This window comes from Kitasatospora sp. Ki12 (genome assembly GCF_054601375.1).
On record NZ_BAAIHT010000003.1, the window covers coordinates 448,392 to 471,442 of the forward strand.

Genomic DNA, 23,051 nt, shown 5'->3' on the forward strand with positions numbered 1-23,051 from the left:
TCTCGGTGGGGTGGGGGCGGGGATCAGTCACCGTAGTCCTCGAACTCGTCGTCGGAGTACACGGGCGGGTCCTCCAGCTTGCCGTAGACGATCCACTGGCTCTCCGGCGGCACCGGCTCCTCCCCGTCGTCCAGGGGCCGGTTCAGGGGGACGAGCGGCGGGATGATCCGGGTGGGGATCCAGCGCAGGCCGCCCCCGAAGAGGATCTCCAGCTCGTCCGGGCTCTCCGAGAGCCCCGGCAGGTAGGCGCCCCTGGAGTTCTCCGGCACGAACAGGTGCATCCGGATCAGCCGTTCGGCGAAGGACGGGTGCAGGTGGCCCCCCACGGTGGCGGAGACGTAGGTGGGCTCCTCGACGAACTGGTCGTACCGCAGGTTCTCCGGGTGCCGGCGGAGCCCGATGAACGGCGCGCCGCGGCTGACGAGGAGGGGGGTGGTCACCGGGCACTGCTCGATGGCCTCGTCGATGGCGGTGATGTGCTCCTGGATGGCCTCGCCGTGCGGCAGCGCCGTCGCGATGTCCAGCTGGGGGTTCACGGCCCGCGCCATCTGGGCCTGCTTGACCTGGAAGTACGAGAGCTCGTCGGCGGCGTCGCCCTCGCCGTCCTCGCTCGGCTGGGTGTAGAACTCCAGGGAGTCCTTGTGGTGCGGCTCCAGGTCGACGACGTTCTGGGCCATCACCGCCAGCTCCTGGTTCCGGGCGTGGGTCTCGTGCGGCTCGTGGCCGATCCGGCGTTGGAACTCCACCTCCGCGTACCGGGCCTGGAAGTCCCGGGGCATGGCGTGGAACTGCTGCGGGGTCAGCTCCCAGCCGCCGTTGGCGAGGAACCCCTCGGCGGCCTGGTGGCCGGTGATGCCGTGCTGCTGCCAGAGGCCGGTGTTGAGCCAGGCCGCGGACGGCGGCAGCTGGCCGCCGCCGGTCGGCGGCACGGCGCTGTTGTCCGAGTCGGAGCCCACCGCGAGGTCGTTCAGCACGTTCGCGATGTCGTCGACCGAGTGGTCGCTCGCCGAGTCGCTGTCGGTCGAGTGCTCGACCTCCGCGTCGGTGGCGTCCGCGTGCTCGTCGGCGTGCTCGTCCGAGTGCTCGTCGGCGGTCTGGGCGGCCAGCACCCGCTCCCGCATCAGCTCGACCTGTTCGAAGTCGCGGTGGCTGGGCCAGTACGCCTCGTTCGGGATGAAGACGACCTCTTCGGCGTACACACCCGTCGCCGGGTCCAGGGGGACGTCCTCCACCAGCTCGACGCCCACGACGTACTGCGGGTCGATGCCGCCGGGGAACGCGACCTCGTTCTCCAGCTCCGTGAGGCCCGGCTGCTCCAGCGTGGCCCGGACGTCGATGCCGCCCGGCGCGTCGATCACGTAGCGGCGGTGGGTGCCCCAGTCCACGTGCTGGGCCCGGTCGGAGCGGGTGGTGCTCACGAAGGAGGACGCCTCGTTGTTCCCCACGTAGTCCCGCAGGTCGACGTGGCGGTTCTCCTGCCTCGGCGCCAGGCCCTGCTCGAAGACGTGCTCGTAGTCCTGCATGCCCGGCCGCTGCCGCTCCCAGCGGTACAGGAGGCCGAGGTCGTGGCGCCACATCGGCGGGGTGCTCTGCTCGGCCAGCAGCTCGGCCACGTCGAGGTCGCGGTCGGTCGCGAGAGGTCGGGCGGGCAGCTCCGGACCGGCCAGCGCCTCCTGCGGCGGCGGCACCGCGTACCGGGGCTGCGGGAGGTCGGGGTCGACGCGGACGCCCCGGTCGGCGAGGACGTCGGCCAGCAGGCGGTACCCGGGCTCCTGCGACTGCGGCTGCGGCTGCACGTGCTGGACCAGCTGCCCGTCCACGTAGTGGAGCTGCTGGCCGTCCGTCAGGTAGTGGACCTCGACTCCGTCGTGAAGGTAGTGGACCTGCTCTCCCCCCGGGAAGAAGTGGATCTCGACGTCGTCCGGGTAGCGGTGGACCACGCGGTCCGCGTACTCCTCGACCACCGGGCCGGCCTGCTCCTGGCCCTCGCCGTGCTCGCCGTTCCACATGTTGTCCAGCGCGTCACCCGCGGGGCGCGGCCCGGTGCTCCGCTCACCGGACGACGGTCCCGACGGCCCCGACGGCGGTGGCGTGCCCGGGGTGTCGCCGGCGGGGTCCGGGTGGAAGGTCCGGAACAGCCCGGACGAACCGTCCGGGGCGGCCTTGACGTACAGGGCGGCGGTCGACGGACCGTCGGGGCCGGCGGGCCTGCCGCTGACGCCGGTGCGGCCGGTCGGGGCGTGGACGGGCAGTCCGGTCTGCCGGGCGACGGCCTGGGCGTGCTCGGCGGACTCGCAGCTGAGCAACGTGATCGAGGCCGGCCTGCCGTCGACCGGGTCGTGCGCGTCGGCGGCCTTCAGGGCCAGGTCGGCGAGCTTGCGCTTGAGCAGCCCGCCGACCTCGGTGCCGGTGACCCCGTGGGCCTTGGTGCCGTCGGCCAGCGGGAGGTCGAACCCGTGCGGTCCGGCGTGGGCGGCGAAGAAGTAGGTGTGCTTCCCGTCCCACGGCACCCGCTGCGGCGCACCGGTGGCGACGCCGTCGGCGGAGCGGGGGACGAAGGTGGTGACCTCGCTCAGCTCGGGGTAGAGCGCCGACCGCGACGCCCAGTCACCCTCGTCGAAGAGCGCCTGTCCGCGCTCCCGGCCGGTGGCGTCGGTGATCGGGTGGGTGAGCAGCTGCCCGTCGGGGACGGTCCGGCCGTCGTCCAGCCGTACTCCGCCGGACGGCGGCGCGGGCTGCTCGGTGCGGTCCGGACGGGTGCCCGGACCGGCGGTGCCGGCAGTGTCGTCGGTGTGCGCGGTGTTGTCGGTGTGCGCGGTGTGCGCGGAGTTGTCGGTGTGCGCGGTGTCGTCGGTCCCGGAGGTGTCCTCGGCCGACTCCTCGCGCGCCTTGAGCCGGACGTACGGGACGCCGTCCTCCGCCTCCAGGAGCGTGCGCTCGGTGACCCGCATCCGGGCGCCGGGCAGGAAGAGGACCTCGTCCTCCGCCATGTGCGAGGAGAACGGCGCGATGTCACGGCCGTTGACGCCGGTGGCCTCCACCTCCAGCAGGACCCGGTACTCCGTCGTCCCGTCGTACTTCCGCATGAAGACCAGCGAGGTGTTCTCGTTGCGGCTGAAGCTCGCGAAGGTGCGGTGCAGGATGACGTCGCCGCCGTAGTCCGGTCCGGCCGGGCGGCCGTTCGGCCGCGACGGGTCGACCAGGGTGCCGTCGCCGCGGAACAGCGTCCCCGTGGACGCGGGCAGCAGCTCCAGGGCGTCCGCCAGCAGGTGGCTGTGCAGCGCCATCTCCTTCTGGATGGCGCCGAGTCGCTCGTCGGTCAGGGACCTGGCGAGGGTCCACGGGTCGGTGCGCCCGGACGTGCCCTCGGCCTGCCGCGCGAGGTCCTCGATCGACTTCGGGAGGGCGGTCCCGTCCTTGTAGTGCTTGGCGATCAGTGTCGCGATCTTCTCGCGGAGCGCGGGTACGGCTCCGGGGCCCGGGTTCTTCAGCAGCACGTTGATCAGCGAGTAGGCCGGCCCGGTGTAGGTGTAGAGCGCCACGAAGTGGGCGTGGCCGAGCCGGTCGGTCACCTCCTTGGCGTTCTCGACGCCGTTGCGGGCCATCCAGTCCTGGTAGGCGGGCACACCCTGCGCGGGGGCGGGCTCGGTCTCCGCCAGCATCTCCCGGCGGTTCGTCGTCTCCGCGAGGACCGCTCCGTCGACCTCCCGCGAGGTCGCGGCCCAGTCCAGGTAGGCGCGCTCGTGCGGCAGCCCGTCCGTCAGCGCCGCGGGCGCGGGGTGCTCGGAGACCGGACCGATCGGGCTGCCGTCCCAGCTCTCCACCGGCGGGCGCAGCTCGTACAGCGGCACTCCCGGCAGGTCGCGGTACAGCCCGGTGCCGTCGGCGTGCCCGTGCTCCGGGAACGCCCCGGCGAGCTTCATGCCCGCGACCACCTCGTGCAGCGAGTGCCCGCCGTCCGGCAGCAGCCAGCCGTACAGGGCCCGGGCGAACGGCTCGGGCTCGGCGCCGCCGAGCTTCCGGTAGGCGTCCATGGCCTCGGCCGCGGCGCGGGAGACCCCGGCGACGGTGCGGATGCCCCGGCCCGCGAGGTCCGCGTGCCAGGCCTCGTCGGCCTGCGGGACCTCGGGGCGGTCGGCGCGGAAGCGGGCGGCGGCCCGCTCGTGGAACGCCCGCATCACCTCGGGCAGGCTCCCGTCGGTGAGGAGGCCGGCGGGCTCCTCCGTCCCGGTCTCCTCGGCCACCCGGCGCAGCGCCTCGCGGGCCGCGTGGAGCGCCCTGGGGTCTCCGGCGGCCCAGGTGCCGAGCGCCTCCTCGAAGTCCTCGGCGTGGGTGCGGTAGCCGGGTTCGTCGAAGACGGTGTGCCGCACCGCGGCCGCCACGGGGGGCGTGACGACGGGCGCGAGGGTGAGCTCCTGGAACGGCAGCGCGTCGGGGCCGGGCCCGTCACCGGGGTGCTCCCCCGGCGGGGTGTGCTGCTGGTCGAGGACGGGGGTCTCGTGGCCGAAGCTCACCGCGCCGGTGAGCCGGCCGTGGAGGCGGTACTCCTCGACGGTCGGGTACTCGGCGCCGGCGTGGTCGCCCGTCAGGTAGGGGCCGAGCACCTGGGTCTCGGTGTCCCGGGCGATGCGCAGCCAGGTGCCGCCGGGGACGACGACCGGCCGACCGGACGCGGTCACGCCCACGTCGGAGGCGACCACCAGGTGGCCGGGCCGCCCGGGGTCCACCGCGCCGTGCGCGTCGCGCGCCGGGGTGAACCAGACCCGGCCGTCGGCGGCGTAGGCCACCGCCCCGTGCAGACCGGAGTCCCAGACGAACTGCATGACCTCCCGGACGTACTCCCGGTTCGGTACGGGGTTGAGGTCGCATCCGACGAAGCGCAGCGGCTTCACCCCGTCCCAGGCGTCGGCCTCGTGGAGCTTGAGCAGTCCGCGCGCGATGTCCGCCGGCGCGACCGTGACGTGGTCCAGGACCGGTACGCCGCCGGAGGTGTGCATGGCCAGGGTGAGGTAGGAGGCCGCGTCCGGGAAGTGCGGGAACACCGACTCGGTGAGCGTGCGCCAGTCGTCGCCCCGGCCGCCCACCCAGTAGAGGTCCGGCCGGTCCAGCGGGAGCAGTTCGGAGGCCGGGGCGTTCCCAGGGTCGCGCCAGGCGTGCTCCAGCGCGGCGACGGTCACCGCGTGGCCCGGTCGCTTGAGCCCGTCGACCAGGGTGACCAGGTGCTCCAGGTCGGCCGCCGCGACCTCGTCGCCGTTCGATCCGCGCAGCTTCCGGACGTAGTCCTCCAGGTGCGCCTTGGTGACCGGGTGGCCCGCCGGGACCGGCAGGGCCTCGCGGACCAGGTCGGCGGTGCGGCGCACCCGGGTGAGGCCGTCCAGGGTGATCCGGTCCGCGCCCCGCAGTTCCAGGGCGAGCTTCGCGGTGTGCCAGGCGTTGGTGCTCGCGTCGCGGCGGGCCGCCTCGCCCGACAGCAGCTCGCCGAACCGGCCGGAGAGCGGGCGCCGGTGGTCCGCGCCGATGTGCTCGGCCAGCGGCCACAGGTCCTCGTGGGTGCGCAGCACCGGGATGTTGGCCAGCTCGGCCAGCTTCTCGTGCAGCCTCAGGTCCTCGGGAGTGGCCTTCGGGAACGCCTCCGGCACCGGCCGCTCGGTGAGCTCGATCTGCTCGAAGTACTCCCGGGACGCCGGGTCGAGGACGATCGTCCGGTCAATGAGGTCGAAGGTGCTGCCGGGGCGGAGCAGGACCTCGTGCTCGCCCTGCTGGTGCGAGAACGGCTGGATGTCGAAGCCGCTGCCGCCGCCGTCCACGGTGTAGTGCACCAGGGCGGGGTGGGTGATCGCGAGCTGCGGCCGGGTCTGCATGAAGTTCCGGGCGACGTTCCGTTCGGTGCTGGTGCTGACGAAGTCGCGGTTGCGGTAGGTCGACCCGGCGTAGGTCGGCGACAGCCTGCTGCCGATCGCGTTCAGCGGGCCCACCACCCGCTCGCCGCGCCAGAGTTCCCCGCTCCAGGCGGGCAGCTTGGCCAGTGCCTCGTTCAGCAGCTCGGTGTGCACGAGGAGTTCACGTTCGATCCGGGGGAGCTGCCGCTTCACGGCGGGCCGCAGGGCCTTCCGGTCCGCCTCGGAGCGGGCGTGCGGCGGCTGGGTGAGCAACGGTTCGAGCACCGGGTCGTGCCGGAGGACGGACGGCAGGAGCTGCGGGAACCCGTTCTCCAGCAGCCGGTTGATCTGGTACTCCAGCGCGGTCCGCCGGCTGAGCGGGCCGAACCGCAGCATCACGTTGATCAGCGCGTGGGAGGGACCGCTGTAGTACGCGAGCGCGTCGAAGTGCGCGGGGGTCAGCCGGTCGAGCACCTCGTGGGCGGTCATCGGGTTGCGGCCCAGCCAGCCGACGACCGGGGCCGGGACACCGGCCTCGCCGTCACGGGCGGCCTGGAACGCCGCCCGGTTCGCCCGCGAGGCCGCCGCCGTCACGTCGGACCAGCCGCCCTCGGCGCGCGGCGTGGACATCAGCTCGTGGTAGGCCGCCTCGTGCGGCAGCATGCCGTCCTCGCCGAGCGCGGCGCGGACCTCGTGCTGCGGGATGCCGGGGATGTGCTGGTACATCGAGGACACGTCGCCCAGGGCGTGCGCCGGGACCGGGGGCAGGTCGCCCAGCAGCTCGGCGCCCTTGAGGATCTCGTACAGCGAGTGGTCGCGCAGCGGCAGCATCCAGCCGGCCAGGGCCAGCAGCATGTCCTGCGGCCGGCTGTCGCGGACGTCGAGCAGCCGGAAGGCGTTCAGCATCTTGGCCGTGGTGGCCGAGATGCCCGTGCTGACCGGCATGTTCTTGTCGAGGTGGGCCTCGCCGTACCAGGCGGACTTCTCGTTCATGGTGTTGAGCGAGTGGCCGGACTTCCAGCCCAGCGGGGCGTCGCCGCCGTCGTGCTCCTGGAACGTCAGCTCCCTGGGGCTGAGCGGCATGCCGTGCTCGGCGAAGTGCGCCGCCGTCAGGTCGTTCAGCGGCTCCGGGCGCCGCACCCGGGCGTCCAGGCTGGACAGGTACTCCTTGCCGGCCTTGAGCGGCTGTGCGCCCTGCTTGATGACGACGCCGGTGCCGAAGTGGTCCTTGGTGAACATCGAGTCCAGGCCGGGCACCTTGCCGAGGACGGTGACCAGGCCGCCGTTGAGGAAGTCCGCCTGGGTCTTCAGCTCGCGCAGGTCCAGGCCCATCGCCTCGGCCCGGGCGGAGCCGGCGTCCCCCGACTCCAGCAGCGCCTGCAGCACCTTCTTCAGTCCGTGGTCGGAGTCGTTGATGTACGCCGCGTTGTAGAAGGCGGTCATCAGTTCGCGGGTGTTGCCGGTGTCCACCATGGTCCGGAACTCGGCCAGGGTGAGGTCCGTGCCGACCTGGCCGGCGGAGCCCTTGTCGTCCCGGAGGAAGACCTTGTACAGCGTCTCCTGGCCGACGTCCGGGTGGGCGGCCCGCAGGGCGTCGTAGAGCCGCTGCACGGCGTTGCGGGCCGCGGCCCGCGCCTTGGGGTGGTGGTACGCGTAGGCGCCCAGCTTCGCCTCGAAGGCCTCGGCCCGCTGCCGGTGCTCCGGGGTGGCGTGGAGCGCCTGCTTGGGGTCGGTGCCGAGCGGCTGGAGGCCGCGCCGGTCGGTGATCGGGTGCTCGGGCGTGGCCTCGGCCAACGGGTGCGGGTCGTGCAGCGCCGGGCCGTGGACCGCGACGACCTGGACGACGGGCCCGTGCACGGCCTCGCCGGCGCCGACGCCGGCGCCCTCGTTCGCCGGCCCGGCCTGCTCGTGCTGGGGACCGGCCTGCTCGTTCGCGCCGGCCGGGGGCACCCGCAGGTGCAGCCATTCGCCGCCTGGCTCCACCCGGGGCCGGCCGGCGGCGTCCCAGCCGACGTCCCGGCTGACCACCAGGTGCGTACGGCCCTGGTGCGGGGCCACCCAGAGCTTGCCGTTGGTGACGAACGCGTCCAGTTCCGCGTCCGGGAGCCGTTCGCGCAGTGCGGTCAGCACCTGCTCGGCGTAGGCCCGGGCGTCGCAGGCGGCGAACCGCAGCGGCCGCCCGTCCCACTCGCCGCTGCGGTGGAGCTCCGCCAGCCGGTCGGCCAGCGCGTCCGGGTGCAGCGTCCCGCCGTTCCAGCCGGGCGCCCCGTCCTCGGTGACGGCGTGGTAGGCGATGGTGAAGTAGCGCGGGTCCTGCTGGATCCAGCGCACGTTCCGCTCGACCTGCTCGCGCGCGGCGGGGGCGGCCGTCGGGTCGTGCAGCACGTGCACGCCCCCGTCGTGGTGCGGGGTCAGCGCACGGGCCACCTGGACCGCGAGCGGGAGGGCCTGCGGCAGGGCGTGGCCGCCGGGGTGGTCGGGCGTGAACTGCGTCCAGTGGTCGGCGGGCGAGAGGCCCAGGGTGGTGTGGGCGTGCGGGATCTCCAGCTCGATCGGCACCAGGCCGACCGGCGACCCGTCGCCGCCGAGCTCCCGCGCCGTACCGGTGTCGCCGTTGCGGAGGTCCAGTTCGACCTTGACGTAGCCGGTGTACCGGGCCATCGGGGTGGCCGCCTTGGCGTTGGCCACGGTGCGGCCGCCGGCCTCGGTGACCACGCCCGCGCGCTGCCGGTGGGTGACCCCGCCGAGCAGCGAGGCGGTGCCCTCGACGTTGCCGCCGAGGTCGCCCTGGGCACCGGCCTGGGCCCGGACGTTCCACTGCCGCCCGGTCAGCCGGGTGCTCCGATGGCCGCCGCCCGACTCGTTCGCCGGGCTGAGCGCCGCCGCGGCGTTGTCCCCGTGGTACTCCAGCTGGACGAGGGAGAGCCGGACGGTCACCTCGGCGTCGTCGACGAACCAGCGCCGGCCGACCGACGGGGTGGCGACCGGCCGCTGCTGCCCGGCCGGCCCGGTCGCGGGCGCCAGCAGCGAGGAGAGCTGGGCGTGGCTCAGGCCCGCGCTGACGACGGGTTCCAGCCGCTTCCAAGTGCCCTCGCCGAAGAACCGCGGGCCCTCGATCCGGAGCAGGGCGCGCAGGCCCGAGGTGTCGCCGGCCCAGCGCAGCACGTCCCCGGGGCGCAGGCCGGAGGTGAACACCTCGGCCGGCGGCACCCGCACCTCCCGCGCGGCGACCACGCCCTGCCGCTGCCCGCGCGCGGTGGGCCCGTCGGCGGCGCGGTCGCGCTCGGTCAGCACGTCGGCGTGGACGACGGTCTCCGCGACCGTACGGCGCAGCCGCCACTGCGGGACGACGGCGTTCCCGGCCTCGGCCAGGCCGTGGACGGCCGCGCGCAGCCCGGACCGCGGCGGCTGGACGGGGGTCGGCACCGGCCGCCCGTCGCCGGGCAGGTGCACCGCGGGCCGGCGCTCCATCAGCACGGACAGCCGGACGTCGGCCCGGTGCGCCTCGGCCGCGACCTTGGACTTGACGGCGGCCCCGGTCACCAGGACGTCCCGGCGGTGCTCCAGCGTGTCCTGCCGGCGGGTGTGGGTGACACCGCCGCCGGCCACCACGGCCACGCCGGCGCCCAGCGGGTCGGTCGTCGCCAGCACGGTGACGCCGACCGAGTCCGCGTGCCCGCTGCCGGAGTTGGTGCCGACCTCGGAGCTGGTGAAGGCGGTCTGGGCGCCCGCGCCGATGTTGAACTCGACCTGGGGGGCGTCGCCGGACTTGGTGATCCGGTCCACCGAGGCGGTGATCCGCACGGTGCTGCGGCCGTGCGTCAGGACGATCTCGTGGCCGGAGGTCATCGGCTTCAGCAGCGGGTGCAGCCGGTCGAAGTCGAGGGCTTCGAGGAGCTTGGCCCGCATCCCCGTCCAGTCCCGCCCGAGGACCGCCCGGCCCCGGTCCTCCAGGCTCGTGACCACCCGGGTCACGGCTCCCGGCCCGGTGTGCACCAGGCCGTTCCCGCCGTCGAGGTGGATCCGGGTGACGATGTCGGAGGAGCCGAACCGCCGGTCCGGCAGGTGCCGGACGGGCGGGCCGTCGACGACCGGCGGCCGGACCACCTCGCGGTGCGGCGCGGCGATCACGACGGGTGCCACCGCGGTGGTCCCGGCCAGCGGCCGGTGGAGCAGGTCCGGGGCGAAGCGGATCGTGAACGCGGCGTCGCCGTCGAAGAGTTCGGCCGTCTCGGTGCTCTTGCCGCGGCTGTTGGTGCCGCCGGTGCGCTCGATGGTGAGGCCCCGGACGCCGTCCCGGGTGTGGGCGTACTCGCCGGTGACGCTCACGTGCGGGACGGTGCCCTTGAGCGAGAGGCCGCCGCGCCAGCGGCTCGTCCGGTCCCAGCTGTAGCCGACCGTGGTGCGCTGCTGGCTGCCGAGCTCGAACTCGAACCCGTCCACCGTGCGCCGGTGCCGTAGGGCCAGCGGGGCGACGGAGACCTCCACCGTGCCCTTCCAGTTCCCGGTGTCCACGGCGAGCGTCATCCGGCCGCCCCGGCTGAGCCGGGACAGCGAGGCGGTCAGGCCCGCCGTGTCGAGCTGCGCGGCGAGCCGGGCCGAGGCCCGGGCGCTCACCGGGCCGGCCGTGGCGAGGACCCGCTCGACCTCGCTCAGCACGCTGGGGCCGCGCCGGCCGACGCTCAGCACCACGTCGGAGTGGCCGAGCCGGTCGGGGACCCGCAGGTGCGCGGGGGGCTGCCCGGCGGCGGCCGGCTGGACCGGAGGCTGCGGACGCGCCCCGTCCAGCCGGGGCGCCACCCCGTCGAAGGGGTTGGCGATGACCCGGCTGCCGCGGGCCCGGGGCTCGGTGTGCGCCTGCTCCATGCTCAACGAGGCGTCCAGCCGGACCGGGTCGCCGTGCGGCTTCCCGTTCACCGTCAGGTGCAGCTCGAAGGTCGCGTCGTAGAGCACCTGCGCGCTGCGGTACTTGCCGTTCGCGTAGCTCTTGGCCGAGTCGCCGCCCCGCCAGCCGTCCCGGTCGCGCACCTCGTGGGTGACCGTGGCGGTGCCCTGGAGCGAGTCCTGGAACGGCTTGCCGTTCCCGTCCAGGACGTTCTCCCGGGTGTGCACCGGCCCCTTGCCGAAGCCCTGCGCCGTGACGTTGCGGCTGTCGGAGTTCAGGAACCGCTGCGAGGCGAAGGTGGTGCTCTCCCGGACCGGGTTGAGGTCCGCCGAGGCCTGCTCCCGCCGGTAGGTCAGCGCGGTGGCGTGCGCGGTGACGCCGATGCCGAGCTTGCTCAGCGCGCCGAGCGTGACCGCGGGGGTGCGCAGCGGGACGTCGTGGGTCATGCCGACCAGGTGGGCGCCGACGGCGGACTGCGAGAACGCCCGCAGGACGTCCTGCCGGACCTCGCGCCAGGCCTTCTCGCCCAACTGGGCGCGGCCGATCTCGTCCAGCCGCGCGTGCAGCGGGGCGACGCTGTGCACGTCGCGGACGACGGTGGTGACGGGCAGCCCGGTGTACTCGGCCGCACCGGGCCAGATGCCGGTCGGCGGGTGCGGGACCAGGGTGCCGGGCGGCAGCGCCGTGGACTCCTGGTGCGCGACGGGGCCCGCCTGCTCGTGGCCCGCCTGGTCCCCGCCGGCGTGGACGGGGGCCTGGACGGTCTCCGAGCGGTCGACCACCACCCGGAACCCGAGCCCGGCGTCGACCGTGCGGGCCTGGACGGACTGCAGCCCGCGGCGCCGGGCGCCGAACTCGACCTCGATCCGCGCCTCGCCGTCGAACACCGCCGCCGTGGACTTGACCTTGGTGCCCAGGCCGAGGTCGTCGCCGCCGCCGTGCAGCCCGACCTTCTCCCGGCCGGTCCTGGCACCCGCGCCGGCCCCGCCGCCGCCGTTCTTGGCCGATCCGCTCGCGCTCAGCGGCAGCGGGAACTGCCACCCCGAGCTCCTGGTGGACTGCTCGACGTGCGTACGGGAGGTGCCGGTGGCGATGTTGAACTCGGTGGTCGGCAGGTCGGCCGTGTGCTCGATCCGGTGGATCCGGGCGTTCTTCAGGGTGAGGACCGTGCTCGCCCCGAGGAGGCCGTCCAGCTCGACGGTGCGGGTCTCGCCCGACATCAGCGCCTTGAGGTCCTGGTGCAGCGTGCCGAGGTCGATCTCCTCGATCAGCTTGGCCTTCAGCGCGGGCCAGTCGCCGCCGAAGTGCTCGGCCGCCTGCTCCTCGAAACCCGCGATGAACCCGGTCATGCCCTTGGCCTCGGGCCGGGGCGCGTTCAGGTCTCCGAGCGGGATCCCCGCCTCGGTCTCCACCGGCGCCGGCCGGTGCGGCACCGCCCACACGTCGGTGACGATGTGCGAGCCGGCCAGCCGCCCGCCCGCCCGCGAGCCGGGCGGCGGCAGCAGCGGCGGTCCGTCGAGCGGCAGCGGCCCACCGGTCTCCCGGAGCGGGACGGCGACCTGCGCCGTCACGTCCACCGGCCCGACCGGCCGCGGCACGGCCGCGACGGGCACCTCCGCGCCGTGGTGGACGAGGTCCAGGAACGACACCGTCAGGTGGAACCCGGTGTCGTACAGGGCGGCGGTCTCCACCGTCTTGCCGCGGGCCACCATCCGGCTGGCCTGCGCGTCGGTCACCCCGTGCTGCCGGCCGTGCTGGTAGCCGGCGGTCTCGGTGAGGTCGGCGGGCTTGCCGAACTTGAACTTGCCCTGGGCGGCGGCGTTCAGCTGCCAGAGCCGGTCCTTGGTCACGCCGACCGAGGTCTGCCGCTCCGAGCCGTACTCGAACTCGAAGTTCTCGGCCGTCCGGACGAAGCTGCTGCGGCCGACCTCGGCCTCCATCCGCACGGTGCCGGACCAACTGCCCACCGAGAACGGCACGTCCCACCGCTCGCCGCGGGACAGCGCGGTGAGCTTGGCCTGCAGCGTCTCCGCGCCGAACAGGCTCTCGGCGAGCGTCCGGGCCGCCGGCTCCTCGCCGTGCAGCACCTGGCTGAACCGCCGGGTGAGCTGGTCCAGGATCTGCGTACGGGTGCTGCCGAGCCCGATCAGCACGTCCGAGGCGGCCAGGCCGTGCTCGTCGATCCGCGGCGGACGGGCGGGCCCCACCGGGCCCTGGACGACGTGCCCGCCGTCCGCCTCCACCACGGTGTGCCCGGGCTGCGGCACGTCCTCGCCCGTGTGCATGTCCTCGCCGGTGTGCACGGACGCGTCGTCGTGCTGCGACGCGACGTCCTCGTGCACCTCCTCGATCCCGTCGTGGTCCACCGGGACGTCGTCGCGGGCGAACCTCAGGTCGCCGGAGAGTTCCGTGACGACCTGGTGGGGATCGACCTGCTGGTAGCCGCTCGCGGACAGGTCGACCGCGTAGTTCTCCTGCGCCCGGGCGGCCCCCGTGACGTAGGGGTGGATCTCCAGCCACACGCCGGCTCCCTTGGCGATCACCGGGAATCCGCCGGCGTCGAACCCCACCTTGGCCGCCGCCACGAAGGCCCGGCCCCCGGTCGGCTGGAGCTGCTCGTCGGCGTGAGCCGCCGGGACGGGTGCGAACCAGACGTCCTGCCTGGCCGCCCGGATCCTGATGTTCAGGCCCGCGTTGTGGAGCTCCCGCTGAATGGACCGCAGGTAGTTGCCACGGTCGGCCTCGGCGAGGCGGCACGCGTCGAACTCGATGTCCTTCCGACCGTCCCAGTGCCCGTCCCGCTGCAGCGACTGGATCATGGCGCGCATCTCCGCGGGGGCGGGCCGGTATCCGCCGACCGTGGGGTACCCCTCGTGGTCGGTGTGCACGACGATCCGGAACCAGGCGTCCGACTTGCTGAGGAACCCGAACTCCGGCAGCGCACTGCCGTCCAGCACCCATCCGTGCTTGCCGCCCGCACCGTCGTGGAGCGGCCGGCCGGGATCGGACCAGTGCGCGACGGTCATCACGAGCGGCCCGGTGTGCGGCGGCGCTCCGGCCCCGACGGCGTTCCCCGCGGGCAGGCCCGCGTTCTGCGGCGCCACGTTCTGCTGCGGGTCCACCCCGGCCTGGTCGAGCGCGGCGTGGTCGGCCCAGAAGTTCGGCGGGGCGGTGCCGCCGCCGACCGGCAGGGTGTGGAGCGCCGGACCCGCGATGTCGCCCTTGGCCACCGGGTTGACGGTGAACTGGGTGAGCTCGCTGTCGAAGTAGGCAGGAGTGCTCTCCGGGGGCACGCCGTACTTCAGCCGGATCCACGTACCGGGGTCGGCGTACACGGTCTCCCCGGCTCCGTTGACACCGGCCTGCTCGGCGGCGACGACGTGCCAGGTGTCGAAGTCCGTCCGGACGAGCCAGACCTTCCCCCGCGCCGCGTACGCGGTGATCCGGTGGTCCATCCGCCACAGGTGCTCGAGGACCTGTTCGGCGAACGGCCGGTGGCCCTCCGGGTACAGGTCCGTCGCGAGCAGGCGCAGCGGTGTGCGGGCGGGGTCCCACCCGCCCTCGGTCGTCAGCTTGTAGACGGCGTGCGCGACCTCGGCCGGGGTCAGGCGGGCGCCGCCCAGCCGGGGCACACCGTCGACGGTCGGCATCAGGACGCTGAAGTGGTCCCCCCCTTGGAACACGCTCGCCCTCAGGGCCCGCGCGACGGCCACGTGGTTCGGGGAGGCGTCACCGAGCAGGTGCACGGCCTGTCCGACCTGCTCGGTGGTGGCCAGGTCCGCCGCGGCCAAGGCCCTCCGGAGCTGCTCCATCGCCGTGCCGTGGTCGGTGTACGTGATGTCCCGGGCGACCGCCACCAGCCGGCGGAGATCGCGCTTGTGGGCCTCGGTGTTCTGGGTCACCTGCATGGAGAACAGGTGCAGGTCGTCGAGGGTGATCCGGCGGTCGGGCGGGAACCTCAGTTCGGTCCGGGCGAGTGTCACGACCAGCGAGACGTCGGTGAGTTCGGCGCGGCTGGTACCGGCCGCCCCGTGCAGGGTGGCGACGATCCTGGCCGTGTCCCAGGCGTGTTCGGTCGCCCGCCGGACCAGGACCGGGTCGGGCGTGGTGGCCTCGGCGCCGTCGGCGCCCGGCATTCCCCGGTGGGCGCCGATCGCCTTCGCCAGCGGCCACAGGTCCTTGGCGTACCGCAGGTCGGTCCCGTTGCCGAGGCGGGTCAGCTCGGACCTCAGCTCCTCGTGCAGCTTCCGGGGCCACTCGGGCGACCCCTCCGGCCACTCGAACGGTCGCGGTGCCCCGGTCTCCACCTGGTCGACCCGCTCGTACGGTCCGGTGTAGGAGGATCCCCTGCCGATGTGCGTGGACGTGAAGACCGCTCCCGGCTTGACCAGGATCTCCTGTTCCTCGAGCAGGAAACGGGAGAACGGCGTGATGTCGACACCGCCCTCCCCCGCCAGTCGGATCCGGCGGAGGACGCGGTGGGCCAGCCAGTACTTGGTGAGCTCCCGGTCGGGCAGCAGGAACCTCTCCGCCGTCTCGACGAGTCGGCTGGTGCTCAGCAGCGCCGCACTGCTGTGGGTGCTCCCCGCCCCGGTCCCGGCCAGGAGCATTCTCTCCAGGCCGTCCAGCCGGCCGGGCGCCCATTCGCCGCGGTAGACGACCCCGGTCGCGCCCGGCAGCTTGTCCAGCGCCTCCACGATCATCTCGGCGTGGATCCGGAACTCCGTCTTCAGGGCCGGAAGCATCGCCATCGCCATCGCGGAGACCCGCGCGGACTCCTCGGCCGTCCGTGCCTGCGGACCGCTCGCGAGCAGCGGCCCGAGGACCTGGTGGTCCCGGAAGACCGAGGGGAGGTTGTCCACCGGCCCCTTCAGCAGGTTGTCGATCTGCTTGCCGAGCGCGTAGTCCAGTGTCACCGCGCCGTCGTGCGTGAGCAGCACGTTGATCAGCGGGTACGCCGTCCCGGTGTAGATGTTGAGGGCCTCGACGTGGGCCAGGCTCAGCCGCGCCCGGAGCTTGGCGGGCGTCAGCCCGATGGTGCCCAGCCACTCCCGCTCGTGCGGGAGGAGATTGGCGGTGTTGTCCGCCGTCATGCGCGCCCACACCACGGCCACCTGGGCCAGTTCCGCCTCGTGGTACCCGCCTTGGTCGCGCGGCCGGCTGACCAGCTGGTGGTAGACCGACTCGTGCGGGAGCATCACGGACGCCTCACGCAGCGTGCCCTCGGGCAGGCCGGGCACGTGCCGGTACATGACGGCCGCCTCGGTCAGGGTGTCGGCCGGCACCGGCGGGAGCTCCCGGGCCAGGTCGGCGCCCTTGAGGATCTCGTAGAGCGTGTGGTCGCCGAGCGGCAGCATCCAGCCGACCAGGGCCAGCAGCATGTCCTCGGGAGAGACCTCGGGGACCTTCAGCGCCTGGAACGCGGTGAGCATCTTGGCCGTCGTGGCCGACAGACCGACAGTGAGGTGCAGTCCCTTGTCGTTGCGGGTCTCCCCGTACCACGCCGACGCCGTGTTGAGCTCGTACCGGGATCCGCCCGGCACCCAGTGGACGCCGCCGGGCGGATTCGTCACCTGGAAGCTGCGCTCGCGCGGGCTCAGCGGCATGTCCCTGTTGATCACCGCCACGTCCACCGGGATCGGGGTCGGGCGCTCCTTACGGGCTTTGGCGCTGCTCTGGAACTCCGTCTGTTCCGTGAAGGTGGCCTTGTGGAAGGTCGCTCCCGTGGCGAAGTAGTCCCTGGCGAAGTAGCTGGCCTTCATGGACAACGTGGAGGACAACCACCGGCTCGGACTGTTGAGGAACTCCAGCCGCTGCGGCACCTGGGGGTTGTCCATGCCGAGCATGGACAGTCGGTAGTCGGCGGACCCGGGCTGACGGTCGGCCAGGTCGTTCAGCAGGTGCTTGAGGGTGAGCGGGGCCGTGTCCTTGTTCCCCTGGGCGTAGGAGGCGTTGAAGAACGCGGTCATCAGCTCACGGAGGTTGCCGTTCGTCTCGATCATCGTGTGGAACTGGTCCAGGGTGAGGTTCTCGCCGACCTGCCCCGCCGAGGTGACGTCTCCGCCCAGGAAGACCTTGTACACCCGCTCACCGGTCGGGTCCCCGTGCGCGCGCTTCAGCACCTCGTACAGCCGGTTCACACTGTTGCGCGCGGCCCGCAGGGCCCTCGGGTCGTCGTAGGCGAGCTTGCCGACGGCCTCCTCGAACCGCCGCACCGCGGCGTCGTACTCGGGCCTCGCGTACAGGTCCTGCCGTCCGACGCCGAACTCGTGGGCCTCCGGGTCCGGCTCGACGATCCGGCGCTCGGGCCCGGCCGGGTGCTCGGGGGCCGGGTGCCCGGGGTTCGTCGGCACCGGAGCGGAGTCCTCGCCGGGGTGGCCGGTCACATGGGTGACCCGCACCTCGGCGTGGTCCGGCGAGGCGGACAGCCGCACCCAGGACCCGCCGCCCTCGACCCGCGGGAGTCCGGCGGCGTCGAAGCCGACCGTGCGGGCGACCACCAACTCGTGCGTGCCGTCGGCCTTCCCGCGGTCCGGCCGCGACCAGAGCGAGCCGCCCGGCGCGTCCACCTGGACCTTCAGCTCGGGCCGCAGCTCCCGCAGCGCGCCGGCGAAGCGGGCGGCGTACGAGTCCGCGCCGCCCCGGCCCGCGTCGCAGCCGGCCAGGCGCAGCGGACGGCCGTCCCACACGCCCCGGTCGTACAGGTCGAGGGCGGCCCCGGCGAGCTCGTGCGGCGTGACGGGCCGGCCGTTCCGGCTCGGCGCGCCGTCGGGGCCGGTGCCGTGGAAGGCGAGGGTGAAGTGGCCCGGGTCGGCCGGGAAGTGGGCGAGCGCCCGCTCGGTGGCCCGGGGGGCGGGCCCGAGGTCGGCCACCCAGTACACGCCGGGACGGACCTCGGTGATGTGCACGGCGTCGGCGGACTCGTGCGGGGCGACCGGACCGTGGACGACGGTCGGCGCCACGACTGGTGCCTCGACGTGCCCGGCCGGCGCGGGGGTGTCGTCCGCGTTGCGGCCGACCGTCCGGACCGGCTCGGCGGGAGCGACGGGCTCCCCGGTCTCGGTCGTGGTGCGGGGCTCGTTCCCCTCGTGCACGGGCTCGTTCCCCTCGTGCGCGGGGCCGTTCTCCTCGCGCGGTTCCGCGTCCTCGCGCGGTTCGGTGTCCTCGCGGGTCTCCGGGCGCTCGCGGCGCCCGCCGCCGGACTCGCGCTGGACCGGGGCCAGGACGTCGAGGATCTCGTCGACGGCGCGCTCGCGGCCGCGGTCCTCCGCCTCGTCGAGCCGGGGCTCGTCGGCTCGGGGCTCGTCGGCACGGAGTTCCTCGGGCCGCGTTTCCCCGTCGGCCCGGGCCTCCTCCGACCGGGCCTCCTCCGACCGGGGCTCCTCGCGGCGGGCGAAGGCGTCCTCGTGGGTGCGCTCGTGGCTGCGCCAGGAGACCTCGTCCAGGTGGGCGAGGGTCCACAGCTCGCGGTAGCGGTCGAAGAACTCGTCACCGTACTCGCGCTTGAGCACGGCGGCCCGGTCCTCGGCGAGGACGTGCGGCCGGGCCAGGTCGTCGAAGCCCCGGGCGGCCTCCCGGAGGGCGGGCGCGACCTCCCGCTCGAAGGCGGCGTGCTCGGCCAGTTCCTCGGCCAGCTCGTCCTGGCGGCGGCGCCATTCGTCCCGGCGGGCCGTCAGGTCCTCACGGGTGCGGAACACCTCGTCGAAGGCGCGGCCGGTCCGGTCGGCGTGACCCTCGGTCAGCCGCTCGGCGGCGTGCTCCGACAGGCCGTCGTGGGTGCGGGCCGCCACGTCGGCGGTGGTCCGGGCGACGCGGTGGGACGCCTCGCGGACGGCCCGGTACATCAGCAGGTCGCGGACGTTGCCCGTGTCGGTGAGACCGTCGATCGCGCGCCGCAGGACGTCCGGGCGGTCGGCGTACTCGGTGACCTCGCGGTCCAGGGCCTCGGCGAGGTCCCGGGCCGCGTCCTCCTTCGCCCGGTGGACGTCCCCGGCGGTGACGCCGAACTGCTCCGCGAGAGCGCTGTCCTCGGGCTGCAGGTGCCAGGACCCGGCCGCCTGCTCCGCCTCGGCGAAGGCCCGGCGGATCGCCGCCTCGCGGGCCGCGTGGACGGCGAACTCGTGGGGCAGCCCGCTGATGTGGCCGCCCAGGGCCAGGGTGAACCGCTCGACGGCCTCCGCACGCCCGCGGCGCGGTCCGGCGGAGGGGTCGAAGGGCCCGGCGATCTCGGCGAAGTCCTGGGTGACCCGCTCGCGCAGCTGCTCCTTGACCGCCTTCACGGCGGCGTCGGACAGCTTCACCGGCCCGGTCACCCCGGCGGCGGCCAGCAGCTCGCGGTCGGCCGCCGACAGCCGGTCGTGCCAGCCCGAGTCCCGGGCCGCCAGGTCGGCCAGCCGGTCGGCCTCGGCGAGGGCGCGTTCCCGGTCGGCGCGCACCGCGAGTTCCTCGCGCAGGCGCTCGGTGAGCCGGTCCAGCGCCTCGCCCGCCCGTGCCCTGGCCTCCTCGACGGCGTCCTCGGCCTGCCGGACCGGCCCGGCGTCCTCCGCCGGAGCCGCCGTCGGATCGGGGACGTCCTCCGGCCGGGCGTAGAGCCGGGCCGCCTCGTCCTCCGCCCGCTGGAGGAACCCGCCCTCGGAGTCCGTCCGGATCGTGCCCAGGCCGGCCTCCGGGATCCGGCTGGGCTCGTGGGTGGGCCGGGTGCCGTCGCCGATGAGCCGCTGCGAGCCCAGGGAGTCCAGCGCGTGGTCGAACCGCTCGCGGGCCATCCGGACGAAGGCCTCACGCACGGCCGCGACGCGCACCAGGCCGTCGAGGTCGGCGAGGATCCGCTCGCGCTCCTGCGGCCGTTCCGCCAGCTCCCGGTACATCAGGTCCCTGGCCCTGCGGCGCACCGCCGCGGGCAGGTCGGCCGGGGCGTGCTCGGGGAAGCGCACGGAGCCCTCGGCGAACTGTTCGGCCAGCCGTGCCTCCGCGCGCTCGTCGTACGCGTGCCCGCTGTCGTCGGGATCCCTCAGGTGCTGCTCGGCCGCGTCGGAGAGCTTCCTCTCGTACGTGTCCTGGAGGTCCTCCTGGGTCCGCCGCCACCGCGCCTCGCGCTCGCCGTCCGCCTCGGCGCGGACGTGCTCGGGCGCCTCGGTGTAGTGGTACTCGTGCCCGGGCGTGGATCCGCGCGGCGGCGCCTGCTCGGACCGGGGTTCGTCGCCGAACCGCCCGGTGTCGGGCATCGGCTTGTCGACCGCGCCGCGGAGGTAGTTGTCCGGCAGCTTCGAGGGCTTCGTGGTCACGTGCAGCAGGGGTTCGTTGACGGGCCCCTCGGTGGGCTCCTCGGTGGGCGTCGTCCCCTCGACGGGCGGCTTCTGCTCGGCGTTCCCGTTGGTGTACTCGTGCCAGTTGCCGCCACCCTCGACGACCGGGCGGCCTTGCGCGTTGAAACCGACCTTCCGGGCGACGACCAGGTGTCCGCTGCCGACGCCCGGCGCCGTCATCGTCTTCGCGCCGCTGAACCCGGGCACCACCCAGACCGGCCCGTCGGCGGCCCTCGCCCCGAGTCCGGTGAGCCCCTTGACCTGCCAGACGTGCTCCATCACCTCGGCGACGAACTCGACGTGCTCCGCGCCGTTCAAGCCGCAGGCGACGAAGTCGAGGACCTTCCGGCCCTTGAGCTGCCCGTGCTCGTCCAGGGCGACGATGACGTCGGCCACGTCCTTCGGGGACAGCTCGGCCCCGTCGCGGGTCGGCAGGCCGTCCGCGTTGGTGTGCATCACCAGGGCGTAGCGCGCGGCGTCGTCCGGCCGCTGCCTGAGGGCCCGCAGGGCCGCTTCGGAGGGCGGGTCGCCGACCACCCAGGCGTTGCGGTCCTCCCGGGACAGCGGACGGCCGTGCGTCGAGGCCGCGCCGTAGCCGGGCGCCGACGGGTGCTGCATGTGCTGCGTGGTGGAGCCTTCCGGCGCCGGGTGGGTGGCCGGGGCGTCGTCGCCGGACTTGTCGCCCTGCGTGGTGTGGTCGATCTGGGTGGTCTGCTGCCGGGGCGTGTCCGGCTCCTCGTGGACGACCGGCCGCTGCTGGTCCTGCCCCTCGTGCTCGCCGGTGGTCGGCACCCGGCCGGGCGTCTCCGTCGCGGAGCTCGTGGCGTGCGCGGGGGGCGTCACGGGCTCGGCGGACTCCTCCGGCGTCCGCTTCGGTCCCGTCTCCTCGCCGCCGACCGTCGAACTCCGCTTCGGCGGCTCGGGCGTGGAGGTGTCGGAGGACCTGGGCCCGCCGGAGGGGTTCTTCGCCCCGTCGTCCCCGCCGGTCATCTTCGTCCGGTTGCCCGCCGGGGGCTCCGCGGCCGTCTTGTCCCCGCTGCTCCCGCTGCTCCCGTTGTTCCCGCTGTTCCCGCTGTTCCCGGACGACTTGGAGGAACCGTCCGAGTCCGTCTTCAGGTTCTGCGGCCGGGCGCCGTCGAGCGGGCCGGTCCCGTGCTCGTTGTCGCCGACGAAGATCCCCTTCGGCGGCCCGCCGACGCCGCCGCCTCCCTCCGGGCGGGAGACCCAGAGCGAGGTCGGGTGGCCCATCAGGTTGGAGACCACGGCCAGCGGGAAGCGGGCGTAGTTGGGAAGGTGCAGGTCCTGGAGCTTGAGCCGCAGCGGGCCGCCGGCCATGTGGCCCAGGTGGCCGAGCGCGCCCATCGCGACGCCGCCGTAGAAGCTCTCGGCGGAGACGGTGAACTTGTGGTCCTCGCCGAAGGTCAGGTTGTAGCTGCCCTCGGTCAGGATGTTCTGGACGCCGCCCTTGAGGTAGCCGCCGACGCCCTCGCCGAGCCGGAACAGGAACTGCCCGGCGGTCTGCGGGTGCAGGCCGTCCATCAGGCCCACCGCGCGCTGGGCGAGGTCCTGGGTGGCCTTGACCGTCTCCTTGAGGTGCTGCTCCTCCGCCCTGAGGAAGCCCAGGTCCTTCAGCCCGCTGTCCAGCGAGCTGCCGCTGAGGTGCTTCAGCTCGTTCTGGACCTGGCTGATGTTCTTGACCACGGCGTTCAGGTCCGCCTTGATCGCACCGAACTCGACCTTGCCACTGGCCTCGGCCAGTGTCCTCACCAGCTTGTTGAAGGTGCCGAGGTCGATGGCGTAGCGGGCGCCCTCGCTGGCGAGCCGCGAGGCGAGCAGGCGCCCGGCGGCGTTAGAGAGCTGCGGGTCGATGCCCAGCTTCACGAGCTCCTGCTCGAAGGTCTCGCCCATCTGCTTGGTGAGCGTCTCGACCTTGGTGAGCTTCTCCTCGACCTCCTTGCCGACGTCCTTGCCGACGTTCTCCGTGACGTCCTTGCCGACGTCCTTGGTGACGTTCTTCTCCAGGTCCTTCGCCACGTCCTTGGTGACGTTCTTCTCCAGGTCCTTCGCCACGTTCTTCGTGACGTTCTTCCCGAGGTCCTTGACGGCGTTCTTCTCGACCTGCGCGATGGCCTGCTTGAGGGTGAGGGTGGCGTCGTTGCGCAGCAGCGTGACGACCTGCCTCAGCTCGGCCGTCCCGAGCGACTTCAGCTCGTTCTCCGCGAGGTTCTTGAGGTCGGCGCCGGCCAGCGCCTTGAGGTCGGCCTGCAGGTCCTTGCTGAGGCCGCGGCCGAAGATCCGTCCGAAGGCCTTGCCGAGACCGAAGGTGAGCAGCTCCAGCGGGCCGGTGAGCAGGCCGTTGATCGCGCCCATCTCGATGGCCTGGATGAAGGACTCCTTCTCCCAGTGGTCCTTGTGGCCCTTACCGATCTGGATGCCCTGGATGATCCCGTCCATCACCATGCCGGTGGTGATGGAGAGGAACTCGTGCAGGAGGAGCTGCTTGAACAGCCAGATGAAGATCTGCTTGATCAGCTCGCCGGTGATCTTGTACGCGGCGAAGACCTCCGCGATCGAGCCGCCGAAGGTGATCGGCAGCATCGCGATGGCCCAGGCGATCTGGGCCACCAGCTGGATCAGCTGGGCGATGATCATCCACTTGGCGTACTCGACCTGGTTGGCCACCTTGTGGGCGAAGTCCCCCAGCTGCTTGGCCACTTGCCCGGCGGAGGTGACGTAGTCGGAGCCGCCGGTGCCGCCGATCAGCTGGTTCATCTGGGCCACGAAGGCGTCGGCCGCCTCGCCCTCGAAGCTGTCCTTGCAGACGGCGACGAGCTCCACCAGGTAGGCACGCAACTCGGGGACCTTGCCGGCGATCACCAGGTAGTCGTCGCCCGCGGTGCGCAGCTTGTCCTCGTCCGCCTCCGGCCACTTCATGCCGGTCACGATCCCGAAGAACTTCGCCAGGCCGGGCGGCAGCATGAT

The 23,051-nt window shown here is 73.6% G+C and carries 1 protein-coding gene; it reads right to left on the bottom strand.

The window, feature by feature from the left end; all coding sequences use genetic code 11:
* Nucleotides 1-23: 23 nt before the first annotated feature.
* Nucleotides 24-23,048 carry a scabin-related ADP-ribosyltransferase gene (locus ACYP53_RS32780; RefSeq protein WP_459650942.1) on the bottom strand — a complete coding sequence of 7,675 codons (23,025 nt, stop codon included), beginning with the start codon at nucleotides 23,046-23,048 and terminating at the stop codon, nucleotides 24-26.
* Between the last annotated feature and the right edge of the window lie 3 nt (nucleotides 23,049-23,051).

What these genes read in the sequence shown, in the direction of transcription:
- ACYP53_RS32780 (WP_459650942.1), bottom strand. Translation starts at nt 23,048, where the DNA reads ATGCTGCCGCCCGGCCTGGCGAAGTTCTTCGGGATCGTGACCGGCATG.